Here is an 18,957-nt window from a genome sequence, read left to right on the forward strand (position 1 = left end):
AACCGCCGGACGTTGATAAGTACTCACGGGACGCCTTTGGTCAAGGCTTTGATTAAGCAGTACAGGCCGCTAACCTGGGTTCATGCCCGACGAGACGACCGACCAGAGCAATTTGGACTTCCTGTCCTTCATGGACTTCGCGGTGGGCAAGACCGTCGACGAGTTGCCCGAGGTCGATCCGGTGTCGATGCGGCTGGTGCTCGCGCTGCACCGGGTGACGAGCGCACTCGTCTACGACCTCGAGGCGACGGTCCACCGGCCGAGCGGGTGGAGCTGGCCGGGGTTCCGGGTGCTGTTCGTGTTGTGGCTCGCCGGACCGTGCGAGGCCAAGCGGGTGGCGTCGCTGTCCGGGATGAGCAGGTCTGCGGTGTCGGCCCTGGTGAACACGCTCGAGCGCGACGGGCTCGTGACCCGGCGACCGTCCGCCGGCGACCGCCGGGCCGTCGATCTCGAGCTGACGGACGCCGGGCGCGAGGCCATCATCAGCACGTACTCCGCGCACAACAAGCGTGAGCAGACGTGGACCGAGACGCTGACACCGTCGGAACGGGTCGTCCTGATCGGGTTGCTGGAGAAGATGGCGTCGGGCACCGCCGCCCGCGAAGCCGTCAAACGCAGCTAGCCGCGACGAGTAGGTAATGGCCGTGAGCAGGCTCATCCGTCCCGGGGAACAGCGCCTCGTGTCGTTCGACGAGTTCCGCGAGTCGGTGAGCGACGCGTTCGTCCCCCTCGAGATGACGTCGGCGGACCACGACGACTTCCGCGGCGTGGTGCGCGGCGCGACGGTCGGGGCGGTCCGGATCAGTGAGGTCACGGCCGCCCCGCACGTCATTCGGCGCACGCCGCGGACGATCCGCGCCGCCAACCCCGACTACTTCAAACTCGGACTGCAGGTGGGCGGCTGCTGCATCCTCGCCCAGGACGGCCGTGAAGCTGCGCTCACCCCGGGTGACTTCGCGATCTACGACACGACCCGCCCGTATCAGCTGTCGTTCGACGACCGGTTCCGGATGCTGGTCGTGATGTTCCCCCGGCATCTCCTGCGCGTTCCGCCCGACGGCATCGCGCAGCTCACCGCGCGCCGGGTGTCGGGCAGGCAAGGGCTCGGCGCCGTCGTCACGCCCCTGCTGCGCGGACTCGGCGAGCAGATCGCCGACGCCTCCCCCACCGTCGCGCTGCATCTCGGCGATGCCGTCCTCGACCTGGTCGCGGCCGCATTCGCAGAGCAACTCCACCTCGCCGACGGGCCGACCCCGTTGTCGCGCGGCGACGAACTGCAGGCCCGGGTCACCGCGTTCATCGACGAGCGGCTCGCCGACCGGGAGCTGGATCTGCAGTCGATCGCGGCCGCCCATCACATCTCGGTGCGGCACCTGCAGAAGATGTTCGAAGCCGAGGGCGACACGGTGAGCGGATGGATTCGGCGAAGGCGACTCGAGCAGTGCCGTCGAGATCTCGCCGACCCCCGGTACCGCGAGCTGACCGTCTCGGCCATCGGTGCCCGCTGGGGTTTCGCCGACGCCGCCCACTTCTCCCGGCTGTTCAAGGCCACTCACGGATCGACGCCCGGCACCTATCGCGCCGCGGCCACCCCGCTCACGGAGACGGAGCGACGGATTCGATGATCTCCGCGACCTCGTCGACGTGGACGGGTCGGCGCCAACTGTCCCAGCCGACGTGGATCTGCCGGGGATGCACGGCGGCGTCGAGTACAGCGGATTGGTGAGTGTGCCCGTGCAGCAACCAGTCTCCCCCGTCCTGCAGGCGGTACTTCACGCCCCGGTCCTCCTCGGTGTGGTCGCCGGTGTACGGGAAATGGGACAGCAGCACGGTCCGGCCCGCGACCTTCCGTCGCGCGAACAGCTGCACCGACGCGAACGTGTCCAGGAAGACCCGCTGCCTGAGGTGGCTGTTGCGGTTCGCCATCGGGTGGCACGAGTCGTGATTGCCGGGGATCAGATGCAGCTCGACGTTCCGTTTTCGCGCGAACTCGTCCAGCGCGCGGAGCGCCCAGTCCTCGGCGGCTTTACCCCCGACGGTGACGTCGCCGAGTATCCACAGTTGGTCGCCGCTCCCGACGGCGGCACCCAGACTGTCGAGGATGGATTCGTCGTGCGCGTCGATCTCCGCGTCGAAGCCCCGGATCTCCACCAGCCGCGCGTGACGAAGGTGCAGGTCGGACGTGAACCAGACGCTCATGCCAGGAACCGCGACCGCAGCTCCGCGAAGAACGCTGCCGACAGACGTGTGAAGTCGTCGGCTCTCACCCGGATCGGGTCGCCGATCTCGAGCTTCAGAACGGACTGGTCGGGGACATACTTCAGGACGCTGATGCCGCGCAGGACGCCGCCGTTGTTCATTAATGAGTCGACAATGATCTCGACTTCGTTGAGCGGGTTCGCGTCCTTGCCCGTCACCGCCCGGACCCGGTGGACGAAGTAGCGGTCCAGCGCGAGGACCATGTTGCCGAAGAACAGGGGCTCGAAATCCTCCAGCGCGGCGAAGACCTTCTTGCCCGTGACCTCGCCCGCGATCGCTCCCGTCAGCGACGTGTACACGGCGAGTTGCTCCGCGACGGACGCCTCGGCGTGATCGATCTCTTCCTCCGTGTAGTTCTTCCGTCCGAGCACTTCGCCGTCTCCTTCGATGCACCGGGTGCCGGATCGACACGCTGAGAACCCCCAGACCAGCAGTGTTCCACCTTTCGCATCCCAGCAGATCCGGGTTGGAGGTGCGATACTCCCGGGTGGCTCCTGGCTCGTACCAAAACCGGCAACCGAGAAGTCCGGAAGGATGCACCGATGAAGGTCACGATCGCACGAACCGCAGGAATCGCCGCCGCAGTCACCGGCGTGGGTCTGCTCGCCGCACCCACGGCGTCCGCGGCACCCGAGGACATCGCCGTCGACATCACCGACGACGGGAACGCGGTGGTCATGGAAGTCCGGTACGACGTCCCCGGGGCGGTGTTGTGCCTGATGAACGTCCTCCCCGTCGACGGGACCGTGCCCGCCGCCATTGTGGGACCCACCGTCGTGATGGGCGGAGACGACGGCGAACTCCGGGCCACCGTCGACCCCGGCAAGTACTCGGTCCAGTGGTCCTGCTCGAGCATTCCGTCTTTCGAGCAGTGGGGCACCGCTCCGCCGCTGACCAACGGCACCGAGGACCCCACCACCGTCACCGTGACCGACACGTCCGGGCCAGGCGGCGGAGGCTCGTCGGGCAGCCCGTTCGGCAGCTGACGGCCCCCGCGTACGTGAGCGGCAAAGCGTGTTCGAGCACTCTTTCGCACTCACGTATGCGGGATCGGCGAACTTCCTGGGGCGGGGCGTAACGAAACCGGTGCGAGTGGGGATTGACAGTACGGAATCCCGCAACGGACAGGAACCCTCCGCCATGGCTACCGTCACGCACATCGATATCGCTCGCGCCCGCCGCTCTCGTCGGGTTCTCTTCATCGGAAACCCCACCCGGTACAAAGAGGTGTCGCACTGGGCGATGGTCAAGCAGTGGATGGTCGTCCACGGACTCGAGCCCGTCCGGAAGCTGGACGGCCCCGCGCTCTGCGCGATCGTCACCGAGGACGTCCTCGACGGAGTCGGCTCCCCTCAGGACGCGCAGGCGATTCAGAACGCCCGTGAACAGGGAATACCGTGTATCAGCGTGCACGACAGCACTCAGATCTGGCAGGCCACGGCCCGCGTCCGCGCGTCCATCGCGCGATCCGGGGGTGGCGCACACTCGAGCCCGCACCACCAGGGAGCCTGAGAGAGCCGCGGGCCGTCGTGGTCGACTGGGACGGCGAAGGCTACGCCGATGTCGGCGCACTGCAGCGCGCCGTCGCGGAGCAGTCGATCGCGGAGCTCACCCTCGCCGGCACTGAACGTGTGCTGGACGTGGGGTGCGGCGACGGATTCGTCACGCTCCGGATCGCCGAGCGGCTTCCCGGCGGTTCGGTGGTCGGAGTGGACGCCTCCCCGCGGATGATCGCGAAGGCAGAATCGCGGGCGGTGCCGGACGGGGCCCGCGCCGAGTTCCGTTTCGCGGACGCTCGCGACCTTCCGTTCGACGGTGAGTTCGACGTCGCGGTGTCGTTCAACGCGCTGCACTGGGTTCCCGACCTGCAGGTGGCGTTGGCCGCGATCGCCCGCAGCGTCGTGGACGGTGGCCGTGTGATCGTCCAGATGGTGTGCGCCGGTCCCCGGACCAGTATCGAAGACGTGATGATGGCCATCTCGGCACGCCCACGGTGGGCGGAGTTCTTCACCGACTTCACGGCGCCGTTCATCCACGTCGAACCGGAGAAGTTCCGCGACATCGCGAAAGCAGCAGGACTCGACACCACGAACCTCGGCGTCCACGACGTCGAATGGGACTTCGGATCCCGGGAAGATTTCGTGCGGTGGTGCACCGTCGGATCCACCGACTGGACTGCGCACCTCGACGACGCCGCCGTCCCGGAGTTCATGGACGACGTCGCACGCGAGTACGAGCAGATCTCCCGACGCCCGGGGTTGTTCCTGTTCACTCAGATGCGCGCGGAACTCGTCCGGCAGTCCTGACAGCGGCGCGTCGGCGGTGGCTCGGGCTTGGCGCTTACTTCCTCGCCCAGCGCACGGGCTCACGCGCTGACTTGAACTTGTCGCGCCATCTCAACGAGGAAGACCTCGCCGAGGTGGAGAGCCTCGGGGACGGCATCACCCGTCTGGAGGATGCGGTCGCGAATCTTCAGCAGCGGGAGGCCGGCATCACACAAATGGTCAACCCGCCGAAGTTCGTCCTCGAGCACTACTCCGACGAGCTCATGAAGCACGTCGGAGTCGAGTTGTCGCCGATCAGCGTGCCGTACCCGGTCTACACCTTCGAGTACGTCAGTGCCGGTGGAAACAGCGGCCAGCGATCATCTGTCACTCTCAACCGGCAGACGATCGACGTGCTGATCGAAACTATGTCGCAGAAGATCAAGTGGCGGAAGAGCGCGGCCGGCCAGCGCGCGCTCATGACCACGACGCTGCGCAACATGATCAAGACCCGTGACAACCACACTTGCCGGTACTGCTCGATTTCTCTGTCGGCGGAACCGCATCTGTTGCTAGAGGTTGATCACATCATGCCTGTGTCCAAGGGCGGTCTGACAGCGCCGGAGAATCTCCAAACCTTGTGCTGGCGGTGCAACCGGACCAAGTCGAACAGGATCATCGCGGCGGGGTAGGGCTTGCCTGCGGTGCGTCATATCGCCTGCCCCGTGCTCTCGCACTCCGCCAGCTCGCACACCTCAAACGACCAGTTCGCCATCCGATGCATGTGTCGCCGACCCTTCGGCCTCGGATCGGACGGACGTCTCGGTCCGTGTCGTGCTCGTGCCGCTCCATCCGATCCAGCCACGCCGCGACCTGGTCAACGTCACCTTCGTAGCGCGAGACGGAAATGCCCCTCACTGCGGTTTCATGGTGCCCCCAGTCGGACTCGAACCGACACTTGGCGGATTTTAAGTCCGCTGCCTCTGCCAATTGGGCTATAGGGGCTGTCGACCGCCGAGGGTGTTGCTCGGCGACCGTGCGCAGATCACCCTAGCTCAGGCGATCGACAAGGCGATTCCGTCGAGGATGTCGTGTTCGCTGACGACGAGTTGGTCGATGCCGGCCTTTTTCTCGAATGCGTCGGCGAGGGCGAGGGTCACGATCGCTCCGCCGCCGATGACGTCGACCCGTCCGGGGTGCATCGGTCCGAGCGCGGCGCGTTCGGTGTGGGTCATGGCGATCAGCGAGTTGCAGACCGCCCGAAGCCGGGGCAGCAGGATGCGGGAGAGATGCACCTGTTCGGCGTCGTATTCGGGCAGCTCTTTCGCGAGGGCGGCGATCGTGGTCATGGTGCCTGCGACGCCCACCCAGGTGTGGGCCTGTTCGACGGGGACGCGAGCGAACGCGTCGTCGAGGCGTTCCTGTGCGAAGGCCCGGGCGTCCTCGATCTGTGCGGGCGTCGGCGGATCGTCGTGGAGGCAGCGCTCGGTGATGCGCACGCACCCGATGTCGGTGGAGAACGCCGCGTGAACGCCGGATTCGTCGCCGAGCACCACTTCGGTGGAACCACCGCCGAGGTCCACGACCACGAACGGCCCCTGGGAGGGATCGAGTTCCCCGACCGCACCGTTGAACGACAGTCGCGCTTCCTCGTCGCCGGTGATGACTTCGGCCCCGGCGCCCGGGATGACGGCACCGAGCACGTCGCGGGTCATCGAGAAGAAATCCTCCCGATTGGACGCGTCGCGGGTGGCGGACGTGGCCACCATGCGGACGGCGGTGGCGCCGGCGTCCGCGATCATTCCGGCGTACTCGGTCAACGCGACGCGGGTGCGTTCGATGGCCTCGGGCGCCAGACGCCCGGTGGCGTCCACGCCCTGCCCCAGCCGGACGACGCGCATCTCGCGGCAGACGTCGTGCAAGGCACCCTTGTCGTCGACATCGGCGACGAGGAGGCGGATGGAGTTCGTGCCGCAGTCGACGGCGGCGACGCGCGTCACTGTTCGGGACTTTCGATGTCGTCGATGCCGGGCCAGTCCGCGGGAATCGCGGTGCCCCTCAGCTTTCCGCCTGCCGCGGATGCGGCGAGGGCCACCGACTCGTCGCCGAGCGGGTTGACGCCCGGCCCCTTCGCGAGCGAGTGGGCCATCAGCACGTGCAGGCATTTGACGCGTTCGGGCATGCCGCCGCCGGTGAAGTCCGTTCCCAATGGTTCGATGGCGTCACGCTCGGCGAGATACGACTGGTGGGCGCGCAGGTATGCGGCCGCGAGTTCCGGGTCCTGCCCGAGACGTTCGGTCATCTCACGCATCACACCCGCGGACTCCTGCCTGCTGGCCTCCGCGGTCAGTCGCGGGTCGGTCAGGTAGTACAGCGTCGGGAACGGCGTTCCGTCGGGAAGTTTGGGCGCGGTCTTCACGACGCCGGGTGCGCCGTCGGGACTGCGGTACGCGATCTCGAGCACTCCTCGCGGTTCGCGGCCGAGTTGGGCGGCGACGGCGTCGAGGTCTTCCTGCGGCACGGGGCTGGACGGGTTGGACGAAGTGGTCACCCGGTGGGTTCTCCTGGTTCTGGCGGTACGGGCGGCGGCACCATGGGGGGCGCCGGAGCCGGTGCCGGCTGCACCTCGGGCGCGGCCGGCGGTTCTGAAATGGTCTTCCACAGGTCGGAGTACCAGGGGCCCGCCATCTCGGCGTCCTTCTCCTCCTGCTTCTCCGGCTCCTTGTAGTCGCCGGGCAGCTGCACCTGGAACGGCGTGTCGCCGGGCTTCACCCACCGGAGCCGTCCCCGCGCCTGCGCCTCGATGTAGGCGGGGTCGGAGTAACGCTCCTCGAGAATCCGCAGTTCCCGCAGATCCTTCTCGAGTTGAACCTGTTCCGCTGCAATGCGATCCGCTTCACCACGCTGGGTGAGGTAGTTGCGCAGCGGAACCGCGAGGGTGAGGGCGAGAAGCAGCACGACCATGACGAGGACGAGCGCCTGGCCCGTCGACAGCCCGAGGATCTTGTGCTCGGACCGAGGTATGCGGGCGGCCCCGGTCGCGCCCACCCGTCTCGGGCGGGCGCGGCCGGGGAGCACCTTGCCGGTGTCGGCGCTGTCGACGGCGTCCGGTTTGCCGTCGGCCTGCCCCGGCGTCGTCGACTTGGTGGTGCGGGGGCGTCGCGCTCCGGGAGCGCCCTCCGCGCGGCTTCCGCGGGCCCGTTCACCACGCCCGGTGCCACGGCCGCCCGGACTTGCTCCGGACGACCGCGGCCTGCCGCGCTGTGCCACCTACCCCAACACCCCTCACTCGACTGTCGAACGTCAGCCTTCGAATGCGAACCGCGGGAAGGCGACCTCGCCGGCGTAGCGGGCGGCGTCGCCCAGGTTCTCCTCGATGCGCAGCAGCTGGTTGTACTTGGCGACACGCTCGCTGCGTGCGGGGGCGCCGGTCTTGATCTGACCACTGCCCACGGCGACCGCGAGGTCGGCGATGGTGGTGTCCTCGGTCTCGCCGGACCGGTGGCTCATCATCGTCTTGTAGCCGTTGCGGTGCGCGAGGTCGACGGCGTCGAGGGTCTCGGTCAGCGTGCCGATCTGGTTGACCTTCACCAGCAGCGCGTTCGCGGCGCCCTTGACGATGCCCTCTTCCAGACGCTCCGGGTTGGTGACGAACAGGTCGTCACCGACGAGCTGGACCTTGTTGCCGATCTGATCGGTGAGGGCGACCCAGCCGTCCCAGTCGTCCTCGTCCAGCGGGTCCTCGATGGATACGATCGGGTACGCGTCGACCAGTTCGGCGTAGAACGCCGCCATCTCGTCCGCGGTCCGGTTGCTGCCCTCGAACTTGTAGCCGGTGCCGTCCGTGTAGAACTCGGTGGCGGCGACGTCGAGTGCCAGCGCCACGTCGGTGCCCAGCACCAGACCGGTCTTGCCGATGGCGACGCTGATCAGGTCGAGGGCTTCCTTGGTGCCCGCGACGTCGGGGGCGAAGCCGCCCTCGTCACCGAGACCGGTGGCCAGGCCCTTCTCCTTCAGCACCGACTTGAGGGCGTGGTACACCTCGGCGCCCCAGCGCAGGGACTCCTTGAATGTGGCGGCACCGATCGGGGCGACCATGAACTCCTGGACGTCGACACCGGTGTCTGCGTGCGCGCCACCGTTGAGGATGTTCATCATCGGGACGGGCAGGACGTGGGCGTTGGGGCCGCCGACGTAACGGAAAAGGTCGAGACCGGACGACTCGGCGGCCGCGCGGGCGACCGCGAGGGACGCACCCAGGAGCGCGTTGGCGCCCAGACGCGACTTGTCGGGGGTGCCGTCGGCGTCCAGCAGGGCCTGGTCGACGGTTCGCTGCTCGGTGGCGTCGATCCCGATGATGGCCGGAGCGATCTCGCTCAGGACGGCCTCGACGGCCTTCTCGACACCCTTGCCGTTGTACCGGTCACCGCCGTCACGCAGTTCGACGGCCTCGTGCTCACCGGTCGAGGCACCCGACGGAACCGCGGCGCGAGCGAAACTTCCGTCGTCGAGCAGCACCTCGACCTCCACCGTGGGGTTACCACGGGAATCGAGGATCTCACGGGCTCCGACCTGCTCAATGATGGACACTTGCTGATTCTCCTTATATTGGCCTTCGCACTGTGCAGCGACCGGTCCGATCGTGCCAGGACACCAGATCGTGCCAGGACACAGCGTAACGGCACACCGAAACCGGCGCGGGATGGCGCGCCCCGCCGACGGCGATCCGCCCGCGCGACACCTGTCGATACGACGGCGATCAGGTCACGAAGCGGTGGTGGAAGGGTTACGGACGCACCCCGACGGAGTAGGCGGACGCCCGGTCGCGTACCAGGGTGAGGTACTCCCCCGACAGGTTGTAGGCCATCAGAGCCGACTGCCAACCCTCCGGCGAGGTGAGGTCGCCGCCCCGCTCGCACAGGTAGCGGGCGGCGGTCAACGCCGAGTCGTCGATGTTGTCGGCGTCCGCCACGCCGTCACCGTTCGCGTCGACACCCCACCTCTTCCACGTCTCGGGAATGAACTGCAGGGGACCCATGGCGCGGTCGTGCACCGGGTCGCCGTCCATCGCCCCGCCGTCGGAGTCGGGGATCTCGGCGACGCCGGGTCCGCCGTCGAGCGGGATGCCCCGGATCTCGGGCGTCACCTGTCCGGTCGGCCCGACCGTCGAACCGGCGTGCGTGCCGTGCCTGCTCTCGACGCTGGCGATTCCGGCGAGGGTGGTCCACCCGATCCCGCATCCGGGTTTCGTCTCGGCCATCACCGCCGACGCGTAGCCGTACGCCTCGAGCGCGGTATTTCCGACGCCGATCGAGTCGGCCAGTCCGGCGGACCACTCGTGCAGTTGATCCGCGGAGCGTCCCGGCGCGTTGATGTCGATCGGCGGGGTCGCCGCACCGGGACCTGGTGGGATGCCTTCCGGTATGGCGATCCTCGGTTGCTGCTCCCGCGAGCACGCGCCGTAGGCGAGAACCGCGACCACCGTCGCCGCGAGCAGTGCGAACAGCGGTCCGGGCCATCGGGAACGACGTGTCGGCCGCACGGGATATCGGTTCACGTCTCCATCATCCACACCGAACTCGTCGATCCCGGCCAGGCGAGACGGCGTCCACACCGAATACGGGTCACGACACGGCAACACGCCTAAGGTAAAGAGTTGTAAAAGTGCAGGTGAGGGGTTCTTCGGACGCGCTCACCCGGTGTATGTTTTTCCACAGGGCTAAGGTTCGCCTTGCCTACTGCAAGGTTGCCTATCCAACCTTGCTGATCGCTCGCGCTCGACCCGCCTCGATCAGGAGTGTGCATGTCAGTTCTCGCCGCAGGGACCGCGCCGTCGATCGCCACACAGCTGTTCGGCAGTGGATTGATCGGTCTGCGCGAGGGCCTCGAGGCGGGCATCGTCGTCATGATCCTCGCCGCGTTCCTCGTGAAAGCCGAACGCAAGGACGCACTCAAATGGGTCTGGCTCGGCGTCGGCATCGCCGTGGCGATGGTGGCGGCGATCTTCCTCGTCATCCATTACGGAACATCCACCGTCACCGGACTGACCGCCGAGATCATCGCCGGCGTCGCCTCCCTCGTCGCGGTCGCGATCGTCACCACGATGGTGCTGTGGATGCGGAAGGCCGCGCGGACCATCTCCCACGACCTCAAGGCCGGCATGGAGAAGGCACTGGTCGCCGGTCCGATCGCGGTACTCACGCTCGCGTTCTTCGCCGTCGGCCGAGAAGGTGTCGAGACCGCGCTCCTCATGGTCGGGTACGCCGAGAACACCGCAGGCAGTGCATGGCCCCTCGTCGGCCTCCTGCTCGGCATCGTCGCGGCCGCGGTCCTCACCGTGCTGCTGTACATGGGCGCCGTCCGCCTCGACTTCGCGAAATTCTTCAAGTACACCGGCATCTTCCTGATCATCGTCGCCGCCGGAATCCTCGGGTACGGCATCCACGCCCTGCAGGTCGGTGGCGTCCTGCCCGGCGGTTCCGCACTCGCGTTCGACATCTCCGGCGGATACGACGCCTCCAGCTGGTACGGCACCGTCCTCGCCGGCATCTTCAACTTCCGGCCCGACCCGACCGCCCTGCAGGCGGTCGCCTGGGTCGTGTACGTCGTCGTGGTCCTCTTCCTGTTCCTCCGGCCCGTCTCCGCACCGACACGCGCACCCGAGCCCTCCGCATCCCCGACGGCCTCCGCGGCCCCCGAGCGCACTGCCTCCCCCTCACCCGACGAAACAGTTTCGTGAAAGGCAACGTCCGCCCATGAAGACCATGCGCCGATCCACCTTCGCCCTCGCCTCGGTCGCCGTGCTGCCGCTGGCCCTCGCAGGCTGTACCGAGAAGTCGACGGCGAACACCGACGACATCACCGTCACCGCGAGCGACGAGACCTGCGACGTCAGCGCCGACTCCGGGACCACCGGGAGCAGCACGTTCCAGGTCACGAACAACGGCAGCAAGGTCACCGAGTTCTACGTGTACGCCGAGGGCGACCGGGCGATGGGTGAGGTCGAGAACATCGGTCCCGGGCTCACCCGCCAGCTCATCGTGTCGCTGCCCGACGCAGGCACCTACCAGCTCGCCTGCAAGCCCGGCATGGTCGGCAACGGCATCCGGCAGGAATTCACCGTCACCGGCGACTCGATGAGTGCCTCCGACGAGAGCGGGCAGCTTGCCGAGGCAGCCGACGGCTACCGCCGCTACATCCGCAGTCAGGTCGTCGCCCTGCAGGACACCACGCAGCAGTTCGTCGACGCCGTCAAGGCCGGCAACATCGATCAGGCCAAGGCACTGTTCCCCGTCGCCCGCACCTACTACGAGCGCATCGAGCCGGAGGCGGAGAGCTTCGGTGAGCTCGATCCCAAGCTCGATCTGCGGGAGGCCGACCTCGAGCCCGGGCAGGAATGGACGGGCTTCCACCGACTGGAGAAGGACCTGTGGGTGACCGGTCCCCAGCCCGACACCAACGCGATCGCCGACCAACTCGTCGTCGACGTCCAGTACCTCGCCGACCAGGTGAACGCGGAGGACTACACGATCGACCCCACCAAGATCGCCGGCGACGCGCAGGGGCTGCTCGACGAGATCTCGACGTCGAAGATCACCGGTGAGGAAGACATCTTCTCGCACACCGACCTGTGGGACTTCCAGGCCAACGTCGACGGCTCGCAGGCCGCGGTCGCCGCACTGCAGCCGATCATCGAAGAACGCAATCCCGAACTGGCCGCGAACATCACCCAGCGTTTCGCGGACCTCGATGCCGACCTCGCTCAATACCGCCAGGGTGACGGGTTCGTCTTCTACGACACTGTCAACGAACAACAGCGCCAGGAACTGTCGCGCAAGATCGACGCCCTGTCGGCCGAGGTCAGCCAGGTTCAGGGCGTAGTAGCAGGCGCATAATCATGACTGATCCGACCGGTCCGACCGAGACGACCACCACGGTGCACGAGCGCAAGGGCATGTCCCGACGACGTCTGTTCGGCGCCGTCGGGGCGGGAGCCGCCCTGGCAGGCGCCGGTGCACTGGTCGGGCGCGCCACCGCCGCCGAACCGCCGTTCTCGCACGCCGACGTCGTCGCCTTCCGGGGCGAACACCAGGCAGGCATCGTGACGCCCGCCCAGGACCGGATGCACTTCGTGGCGTTCGACGTCACCACGCAGTCCCGGGAGGAACTCGAGGCGCTGCTGAAGAAATGGACCGTGATGGCCGAGCGGATGACCGCCGGCGAGGAGGCCACCCCGGACGGGGCCATCGGCGACGGCCTGTACGTTCCGCCCAGCGACACCGGGGAGGCGCTCGGCCTGGCGGCGTCCCAGCTGACGCTGACCATCGGGTTCGGACCCTCGCTGTTCGACGACCGGTTCGGGTTCGCGTCCAAGAAACCCGCGGCGCTCGAAGAACTTCCGCACTTCCGGGCGGACAACCTGGATCCGGCGCGCAGTGGCGGCGACATCGCGATCCAGGCGTGCGCCAACGACCCGCAGGTGGCCGTGCACGCCATCCGCAACCTGGCGCGCGTCGCGTTCGGGACGGCCTCGGTCCGCTGGTCGCAGCTCGGCTTCGGCCGCACGTCGTCCACGTCCACCACCCAGGACACCCCGCGGAACCTGTTCGGGTTCAAGGACGGAACGAACAACATCAAGGCGGAGGAAACCGACGTCGTCGACCAGAACGTCTGGGTGGCCTCCGGCGACGACCAGCCGTGGATGGGCGGCGGCACGTACCTCGTGGCGCGGCGGATCCGCATGCTCATCGAACAGTGGGACCGCACCGTGCTCGGCGAGCAGGAACGCGTGATCGGGCGGTCCAAGGGCAGCGGCGCTCCCCTGAGCGGCAAGGCCGAGTTCGACGAACTCGACCTCGACTCCAAGAAGGGACACGACCCGGTGATCGACGTCGACGCCCACGTGCGGCTGGCGTCCGCGCAGGAACTGGGCGGCATCCAGATCCTGCGTCGCGGTTACAACTTCACCGACGGCTCCGACGGTTTCGGCCACCTCGACGCCGGACTCTTCTTCATCGCCTACTGCCGCAACCCGCAGGAACAGTTCGTGCCGATGCAGCTCAACCTGTCGAGAAACGACGCGATGAACGAGTACATCCAGCACGTCGGATCCGCACTCTTCGTCTGCCCGCCCGGACTCGCCGAGGGCCAGCACTGGGGTCAGGGTCTGTTCACGTAGCCGGCACGCGCCTCGCGTCAACGGTGCCCGCCGATCAACCGAAGGTCGAGTTGGTCGGGGGGTAACGGCCGACCGTGGTAGTGCCCCTGGGTGACGTCGCAGCCGTACCGGCGCAGCGCGCGCAGGGTGTCCTCGTCTTCGACACCTTCCGCGACCAGCGACGCACCGAGGCTGTGCGCGAGTTCCACCGTCGAACGCACGATCGCGACCGACCGAGGGTCGCTCGCGAGGCGTGCGACGAAGACCCGGTCGAGTTTGAGCTCGTCGACGGTCAGGTCCTGCAGGTACGCCAGGGAAGACCAGCCGGTGCCGTAGTCGTCGATCGACAATCCGATTCCCAGTCCCTGCAGCGCTTCGACCACCCTCCTGGCGCGTTTGTAGTCGGTCATCAGGACGCTTTCGGTGATCTCGAGGATCAGCGTGTCGGCGGGTAACCGAAGGTCGTCCAGGAGTCGGTTGATCTCGGCAACCAGGTCGACGTCGAGGAGATTGGTGACCGACAGATTCACTGCGACGGTGAGCGATATGCCGCGATCGAGCCAGCTCCGCGCCTGACCCAGCGCAAGCTCGAGCACCCTCGCCGTCAGCGGCCGCATCAGTCCGGACTGTTCGGCCTGGGGCAGGAACTCGTCGGGCAGGAGTAGGCCGCGGAGGGGGTGCTCCCACCGAACGAGCGCCTCGACGCCGTGCACTCGGCCGTCGGAGGCGCTGACCTTGGGTTGGTAGTAGCACGTGAGCTCGCCACCGGTGATCGCCGTGCGCAGCTCCTCGACGGTCTGCCGCTCCTCGATGCCGCGCTGGTACTCGGTGGCGTCGTACACGGCGATCGTGCGGCGGGAATACTTGGCGCGATACATCGCCACTCCCGCGCATTGCAGCAGGTCCTGGGGATTGGTGCAGTGTTGCGGGCAGAGGGCGATCCCGATGCACGCCTCGATACGCACCGTGACCTCATCGAGGTCGAACGGCTCGCGAAATGCCTCGAGGAGACGACCCGCCAGCGCCCGGGCGCCTGCGAGATCGGTCCCCGCCGGCAGCAGGACCGCGAAGGCGTCTGCGTCGAGGCGTGCCGGCAGATCGCCCGGTCGCACCGACCGCGACAATCGGTCCGCCACCTGGCACAGCAATTGATCGCCCACGTAGCGTCCGAACGAGTCGTTGATCTCCTTGAAGCGGACCACATCCATCAGCAGCAGACCAGGACCCGGACGGTTGTGGTACCCGGCCGGCTGTACCGCCTGGTCGTCGTACGCGGCCGTCAGCGCGGCCACGATTGCCCGCCGGTTGGCCAGGTTCGTGAGGTCGTCGATGCTCGCCTCGCGATGACTGTCGGCCAGCACGACGACTTGCCGGAACGTCACCGCGAATCGGGCCGCGACCGCGACCAGGCTGAGCGCTGCCAGCAGCACCGCGAGCCTCGGCAGTCGCGCATCGTGGTCGACGACCAGCAGCCCCACTGCTGCGGCGGTGCACGCCAGTGGGGGAACCCAGATGCCCAGTCCCGGTAGCTGACCCGACTTTTCTCGACCCGGGGCTCGCCAGCTTGCCACGGCAACGAGCATCACGGCGGCGTGTGGGAGCGCATCGACCCATATCTCCACCTCATGGCCGGCAGCACTCCGGAACAGGTACACGGTGTCGGCCACCGCGAACAGCGTGAACCCCGCGACCAACAGCACCCACCGCTGCTCGGCACGCCACCCCAGCATCGCGAGCGCCCCGACTGCGAGTGTCAGCAGCAGCACATCTCCCACCGGATAGGCCAACCCGACGATCACGGTGGCGGGCGATCCGTCGGCCACCGAGTCGATCGGGCCGAATGCGAGGGCAGCCGCCAGCGCCGCGAGCGTCAGACCTGCGGTGACCGCGTCGAACCAGATCTCGGTCGGTATCCGCCGCACCCGTGCGCGCAGCAGCATCACCAACCCGGCATACACGAGTGGGTAGAACGCCAACTTCAGCGGATCGGCCACCGAGGGCGACTGGCCGTCAGTCACCCACGACGTCGCCAGGAGATCGCCCACACCCCAGCTCGTCATGCCCAGCGCGACCAGCGCCCACGCCCTCTTCTCGGTCGGTACCCACCATGCGCGAGCAGCGACGAGAAGCGCGGCCGACAGGGCCAGTCCGTCGTAGAGCACCTCGTGCAGCACCACCCAACCGGATTGATCCTCCGACCCGATCGAGATCCCCAACAGGACCACACCGATCAGCAGAATTCCGAGCCTGACCGTGACGCCACACCGCGACGGGTCGGACGGCGACACCCAGTTCGCCCGAATCGGCTGTGGCAGGCGATGTGCGATCGTCGCCTCCGGCACGCTGTCGCTTCCCGATACGGCCAGGGGGCGCGCGTGCCGCGGTGTGTGTGCGGCCTCCCCGGGGCTGACGACGACGGGGCGGTGGGTCGGGCGGTCGACGTCGGCCAGCGCCTCGAAATCGCCGGCGTCGGCCCGGTCGGGGATGTAACTGCGCAGGCAGCCGCCACCGCAGCGTTTGGCCGCATACATCGCGAGGTCGGCCTGTTTGAGCAGGCTCTCGGTCGTCGCGTCGGGGACCTCGGACGTGGCGATGGTGAGCCCGATGCTGGGGCGGATGGAAAGGACGACACCGTCGATGATGAACGGCGGGGTGAAGGCCTCGAGTACCCGATCCGCGGCAGACAGTGCATCCTCGACGCTCCCTTCGACCAGTGCCGCGAATTCGTCACCTCCGAGCCGGGCCACGGTGTCGGTGCTCCGCATGCAGCCGGTGAGTCGTTCGGCGACGCGGATCAACAACTCGTCGCCGGCGGGGTGGCCGAGGCTGTCGTTGACGGTCTTGAAATCGTCGAGATCCATGCACAGCACGACGATCGGTGTCGGTTCCCGGCGCCGGCGCTGTACGGCCTGGTCGAGCCGGTCGAGAAACAAGGCACGATTCGCCAGTCCGGTCAGCCGGTCGCGAAAGGCTTGCCGGGCCACGGTGAGCAAGAGCCGTCGGTTCTCGGCCAACACGATGAACTGCCGCGCGAGCAGGGCGACCACCAGGACGATGATCACAGCGGGAATCGGGCCGGATCCCAGGCCGGGCAGCTCCCGCTGCAGGCCGACCGCAGCAGCCACCAGCAACGGGAGGTACGGCAACCACAATCGGGTCCGAGACGGAATCTGCAGCGGAACCGGTTCGCGCGACGGCTCGCGGGTGCTCGACAGCGCCGCCAGCCCGAATGCGGCGAAGGCGGCCACCCAGCCCAGGTCGATCACACTGCCGGTGTGATAGCTGCCCATCGCGCTCATGTATGTGAATGCGCTGGCGGACAACGCCATCAGGACGATCCCAGTGCACAGCATCCCGAGGGTCAGACGTTGCCCGGACCGGGCCCGGGCCAGCACTACTATCGCCATCGTGGCGATCACCAGGTCCGCGACGGGATACGCGAGGGACAAGACGAGGGCGACCGCTGTGTCGCTTCCCGCGCGGTACACGCTGCCCAGCACGCTCACCCACGACACCACGAACAGTGAACCGGCCACGATGATTCCGTCCAGAATCAGCCGGGTGCGGGATTGCCCGCCGTCACCCGCCGGGAACAGCAGCAGCGCTGCGCCCGCGCCGACCGGAAACAGCAGGAAGGCCGCGTCCGCCGGCGAGGGGAACGGGATCTGATCGAGCCCCTGCCACATCTCGTAGTAGCACCAGATGGCTTCGCCCACCGACCAGGCCGCGAGCCCACCGGCCAGCGCCAGCCAACTGCGGCGGCGGCCGCCCCGCCCTCTCCATGCCGCCCACGCGGCACACCCGGTCGCGGCGAGAGCGAAGACCAGCAAGCCCACGTCGACGACCACCGTGGCCGCGAACGCCCGGTCCCACCCTTGCCACCGAGCCAGCGCGAACAGCGCCGCCGGCACCGCAATCGTCACTGCGACCAGCCACAGCACGTCGCTCCACAGGACGGCCTTCACATTCGACGACGTCCCCATGCGTTCGGCTGTCCGATGTTCCATCGCCACCATCCGAACTGCCGTCTGAGGCACCTGCGCATACATTCGTTCATTGCGTTATCGGATTCAAAGTTTCCAGAAGACCATATTTACACGATCTATATACTGTAATACAGCCTTATACATACTTGAAGTATGTTATGCCGTCGCACACCAAGAAGGCGACACCCGGGTCGGAGCGACGAGACGTTCAGCGAGGGCGGACGAATTCTGTGCGCGGTCAGCGGCCGACGAGTTTCCCGATCAGTCGTGGGAGCGGCCGCCGGAACTTCGGACAGTCGCACATCGCACAGGACGTGCCCTTGCGGTAATGCTCGTGAGCGGCGAATGGGTGGCCGCAGCGGCACTCGGAGTTCGACACGGCCATGAAGTTGATTCTATTCACACGCCGAACTCGCCGGTCCCTGACGTCACTGGGAGAACCTCACCCAGTCCACCAGCATGGTGGCGGGAAAGCGTGTGGACGGCGTGACCGGGCCGGGCCAGTTTCCGCCTACGGCCACATCCAGCAGCAGGTACGCGGGGGCGTCGAACACCCAGCGTTCCTCGGGTCGGAGATCCGCCGTGGTGACAGTACCGACGATGTTCCCGTCGATCCCCACCGAGATGCGGCCTGGTGCCTTGATCAGCGCATAGTCGTGGAAACCTGCGCTGAGGTTCGCGCCGATCGAGCCGTCCGTCGAGCGCTCCCAGTGACCGCCGCCGACGGTGGGGCCGTGTACTCCCGCGTGATATCGCGAACCGTCCCCGATCACTTCGAGGATGTCGATCTCTCCGCAGACGGGCCACCCGACGCTGTTGATGTTGCTTCCCAGTGTCCAGAACGCCGGATGGATCCCCGGGCCGGACGGCACCTGCATCCGTGCCTCGATCACGCCGTACGTGAAGTCGAATTTTCCACGGGTCACGAGCCGAGCCGAGGTGAAGCCGCCACCGTTTCTGCGCGCCTCGACGACGAGACGACCGTTGCCGTCGAGTCGCGAATTCTGGCGGGAATCGGTGTACACCTGTTTCTCGTTGTTGCCCCACCCGCCGCCCCCGAGGTCGTAACCCCAGAACTGTGGACTGGGTGCAGCATTTGCGGGTCCGTCGAATTCGTCGCTGCCGATCACGGTGTACCCGGGATAGGCGGTCCGGGCACCTCCCGCGACGGGAACGGCCACGGCCACAGCTGGGGTGAGGGATAGCGCGCACAGCGCCACCGAGCACGTCAACGCCATGTCGAACATGGCCGAGCGCATCCGCTGCATGTGCCGATGCTAAGCGCCCGCCT

The 18,957-nt window shown here is 67.4% G+C and carries 18 protein-coding genes and 1 tRNA gene; 9 read left to right on the forward strand and 10 right to left on the reverse strand.

Features of this window, described 5'->3' with window-relative positions; translation table 11 throughout:
• The first annotated feature begins 82 nt into the window (after positions 1-82).
• Complete coding sequence (locus BLV94_RS15475; protein ID WP_072940871.1) at positions 83-622, forward strand: MarR family winged helix-turn-helix transcriptional regulator; 540 nt, start codon at positions 83-85, stop codon at positions 620-622.
• Positions 623-638: 16 nt separating this feature from the next.
• Positions 639-1,625: an AraC-like ligand-binding domain-containing protein gene (locus tag BLV94_RS15480; protein WP_072940874.1), complete on the forward strand. Its 987-nt coding sequence runs from the start codon at positions 639-641 to the stop codon at positions 1,623-1,625.
• On the opposite strand, the gene BLV94_RS15485 is transcribed toward BLV94_RS15480, so the two are convergent.
• Together BLV94_RS15485 and BLV94_RS15490 are read right to left on the reverse strand one after the other, a co-directional pair.
• On the reverse strand, positions 1,597-2,199 hold the full coding sequence (locus tag BLV94_RS15485; protein ID WP_072940877.1) for a metallophosphoesterase: 603 nt from the start codon (positions 2,197-2,199) through the stop codon (positions 1,597-1,599). The two genes, BLV94_RS15480 and BLV94_RS15485, sit on opposite strands and share 29 nt — an antisense overlap.
• Complete coding sequence (locus tag BLV94_RS15490) at positions 2,196-2,630, reverse strand: hypothetical protein (protein WP_072940880.1); 435 nt, start codon at positions 2,628-2,630, stop codon at positions 2,196-2,198. Before BLV94_RS15490 ends, BLV94_RS15485 begins: the two co-directional genes overlap by 4 nt.
• 171 nt (positions 2,631-2,801) lie before the next feature.
• Here BLV94_RS15490 and BLV94_RS15495 point away from each other — a divergent pair, with 171 nt between their 5' ends.
• The 4 genes from BLV94_RS15495 to BLV94_RS50880 all read left to right on the forward strand — a co-directional run bounded on the left by BLV94_RS15495 (position 2,802) and on the right by BLV94_RS50880 (position 5,215).
• Positions 2,802-3,245 (forward strand): hypothetical protein, encoded by a 444-nt coding sequence (locus BLV94_RS15495; RefSeq protein ID WP_072940882.1) that lies wholly within the window; start codon positions 2,802-2,804, stop codon positions 3,243-3,245.
• A 154-nt stretch (positions 3,246-3,399) separates the two neighbouring features.
• Positions 3,400-3,771, forward strand: a complete 372-nt coding sequence (locus BLV94_RS15500; protein WP_072940885.1) for a hypothetical protein — start codon at positions 3,400-3,402, stop codon at positions 3,769-3,771.
• A gap of 17 nt (positions 3,772-3,788) precedes the next feature.
• Positions 3,789-4,565 (forward strand): class I SAM-dependent methyltransferase, encoded by a 777-nt coding sequence (locus BLV94_RS15505; RefSeq protein ID WP_072940888.1) that lies wholly within the window; start codon positions 3,789-3,791, stop codon positions 4,563-4,565.
• Positions 4,566-4,636: 71 nt separating this feature from the next.
• On the forward strand, positions 4,637-5,215 hold the full coding sequence (locus BLV94_RS50880; protein ID WP_244163599.1) for an HNH endonuclease: 579 nt from the start codon (positions 4,637-4,639) through the stop codon (positions 5,213-5,215).
• 236 nt (positions 5,216-5,451) lie between these two features.
• Here the strand turns inward: BLV94_RS50880 and BLV94_RS15515 are convergent.
• The 6 genes from BLV94_RS15515 to BLV94_RS15540 form a co-directional block, all read right to left on the reverse strand.
• Positions 5,452-5,528 (reverse strand) — tRNA-Leu (locus BLV94_RS15515).
• A 50-nt stretch (positions 5,529-5,578) separates the two neighbouring features.
• Positions 5,579-6,523, reverse strand: a complete 945-nt coding sequence (locus tag BLV94_RS15520) for a Ppx/GppA phosphatase family protein (protein WP_072940889.1) — start codon at positions 6,521-6,523, stop codon at positions 5,579-5,581.
• Positions 6,520-7,074, reverse strand: a complete 555-nt coding sequence (locus BLV94_RS15525) for a DUF501 domain-containing protein (RefSeq protein ID WP_072940892.1) — start codon at positions 7,072-7,074, stop codon at positions 6,520-6,522. The genes BLV94_RS15520 and BLV94_RS15525 overlap by 4 nt, the downstream gene beginning before the upstream one ends.
• Positions 7,071-7,793 (reverse strand): FtsB family cell division protein, encoded by a 723-nt coding sequence (locus BLV94_RS15530; protein WP_072940893.1) that lies wholly within the window; start codon positions 7,791-7,793, stop codon positions 7,071-7,073. The genes BLV94_RS15525 and BLV94_RS15530 overlap by 4 nt, the downstream gene beginning before the upstream one ends.
• Positions 7,794-7,826: 33 nt before the next feature.
• Positions 7,827-9,113, reverse strand: coding sequence for a phosphopyruvate hydratase (gene eno / locus BLV94_RS15535; RefSeq protein ID WP_072940896.1), 1,287 nt, complete (start codon positions 9,111-9,113; stop codon positions 7,827-7,829).
• 196 nt (positions 9,114-9,309) lie between these two features.
• On the reverse strand, positions 9,310-10,080 hold the full coding sequence (locus tag BLV94_RS15540; RefSeq protein ID WP_072941200.1) for a lytic transglycosylase domain-containing protein: 771 nt from the start codon (positions 10,078-10,080) through the stop codon (positions 9,310-9,312).
• Between the two features lie 246 nt (positions 10,081-10,326).
• On the opposite strand from BLV94_RS15540, the gene efeU reads away from it, so the two are divergent.
• The 3 genes from efeU to efeB are packed head-to-tail and all read left to right on the forward strand — an operon-like array spanning position 10,327 to position 13,701.
• Positions 10,327-11,262: an iron uptake transporter permease EfeU gene (efeU, locus tag BLV94_RS15545; protein ID WP_072940898.1), complete on the forward strand. Its 936-nt coding sequence runs from the start codon at positions 10,327-10,329 to the stop codon at positions 11,260-11,262.
• 16 nt (positions 11,263-11,278) lie between these two features.
• Positions 11,279-12,418 (forward strand): iron uptake system protein EfeO, encoded by a 1,140-nt coding sequence (efeO, locus tag BLV94_RS15550; RefSeq protein WP_072940900.1) that lies wholly within the window; start codon positions 11,279-11,281, stop codon positions 12,416-12,418.
• A gap of 2 nt (positions 12,419-12,420) precedes the next feature.
• A complete protein-coding gene (gene efeB / locus BLV94_RS15555) occupies positions 12,421-13,701 on the forward strand; it encodes an iron uptake transporter deferrochelatase/peroxidase subunit (protein ID WP_072940903.1) in 1,281 nt (426 codons plus the stop codon).
• A 17-nt stretch (positions 13,702-13,718) separates the two neighbouring features.
• Here efeB and BLV94_RS15560 read toward each other — a convergent pair whose 3' ends face one another.
• Positions 13,719-17,687 carry a bifunctional diguanylate cyclase/phosphodiesterase gene (locus BLV94_RS15560; RefSeq protein ID WP_072941203.1) on the reverse strand — a complete coding sequence of 1,323 codons (3,969 nt, stop codon included), beginning with the start codon at positions 17,685-17,687 and terminating at the stop codon, positions 13,719-13,721.
• Between the two features lie 407 nt (positions 17,688-18,094).
• Positions 18,095-18,934 carry a glycoside hydrolase family 16 protein gene (locus BLV94_RS15565; RefSeq protein ID WP_072940905.1) on the reverse strand — a complete coding sequence of 280 codons (840 nt, stop codon included), beginning with the start codon at positions 18,932-18,934 and terminating at the stop codon, positions 18,095-18,097.
• Between the last annotated feature and the right edge of the window lie 23 nt (positions 18,935-18,957).

Source organism: Rhodococcus koreensis (assembly GCF_900105905.1).
Classification (GTDB): Bacteria; Actinomycetota; Actinomycetes; order Mycobacteriales; family Mycobacteriaceae; genus Rhodococcus_F; species Rhodococcus_F koreensis.

Bases quoted from the DNA above. Each gene is read 5' to 3' on its own strand.
- BLV94_RS15480 (WP_072940874.1), top strand. From the start codon at position 639: ATGGCCGTGAGCAGGCTCATCCGTCCCGGGGAACAGCGCCTCGTGTCG.
- BLV94_RS15500 (WP_072940885.1), top strand. From the start codon at position 3,400: ATGGCTACCGTCACGCACATCGATATCGCTCGCGCCCGCCGCTCTCGT.
- BLV94_RS15565 (WP_072940905.1), bottom strand. From the start codon at position 18,934: ATGCAGCGGATGCGCTCGGCCATGTTCGACATGGCGTTGACGTGCTCG.
- efeO (WP_072940900.1), top strand. From the start codon at position 11,279: ATGAAGACCATGCGCCGATCCACCTTCGCCCTCGCCTCGGTCGCCGTG.
- BLV94_RS15560 (WP_072941203.1), bottom strand. From the start codon at position 17,687: ATGGAACATCGGACAGCCGAACGCATGGGGACGTCGTCGAATGTGAAG.
- BLV94_RS15485 (WP_072940877.1), bottom strand. From the start codon at position 2,199: ATGAGCGTCTGGTTCACGTCCGACCTGCACCTTCGTCACGCGCGGCTG.
- efeB (WP_072940903.1), top strand. From the start codon at position 12,421: ATGACTGATCCGACCGGTCCGACCGAGACGACCACCACGGTGCACGAG.
- efeU (WP_072940898.1), top strand. From the start codon at position 10,327: ATGTCAGTTCTCGCCGCAGGGACCGCGCCGTCGATCGCCACACAGCTG.
- BLV94_RS15495 (WP_072940882.1), top strand. From the start codon at position 2,802: ATGAAGGTCACGATCGCACGAACCGCAGGAATCGCCGCCGCAGTCACC.
- BLV94_RS15475 (WP_072940871.1), top strand. From the start codon at position 83: ATGCCCGACGAGACGACCGACCAGAGCAATTTGGACTTCCTGTCCTTC.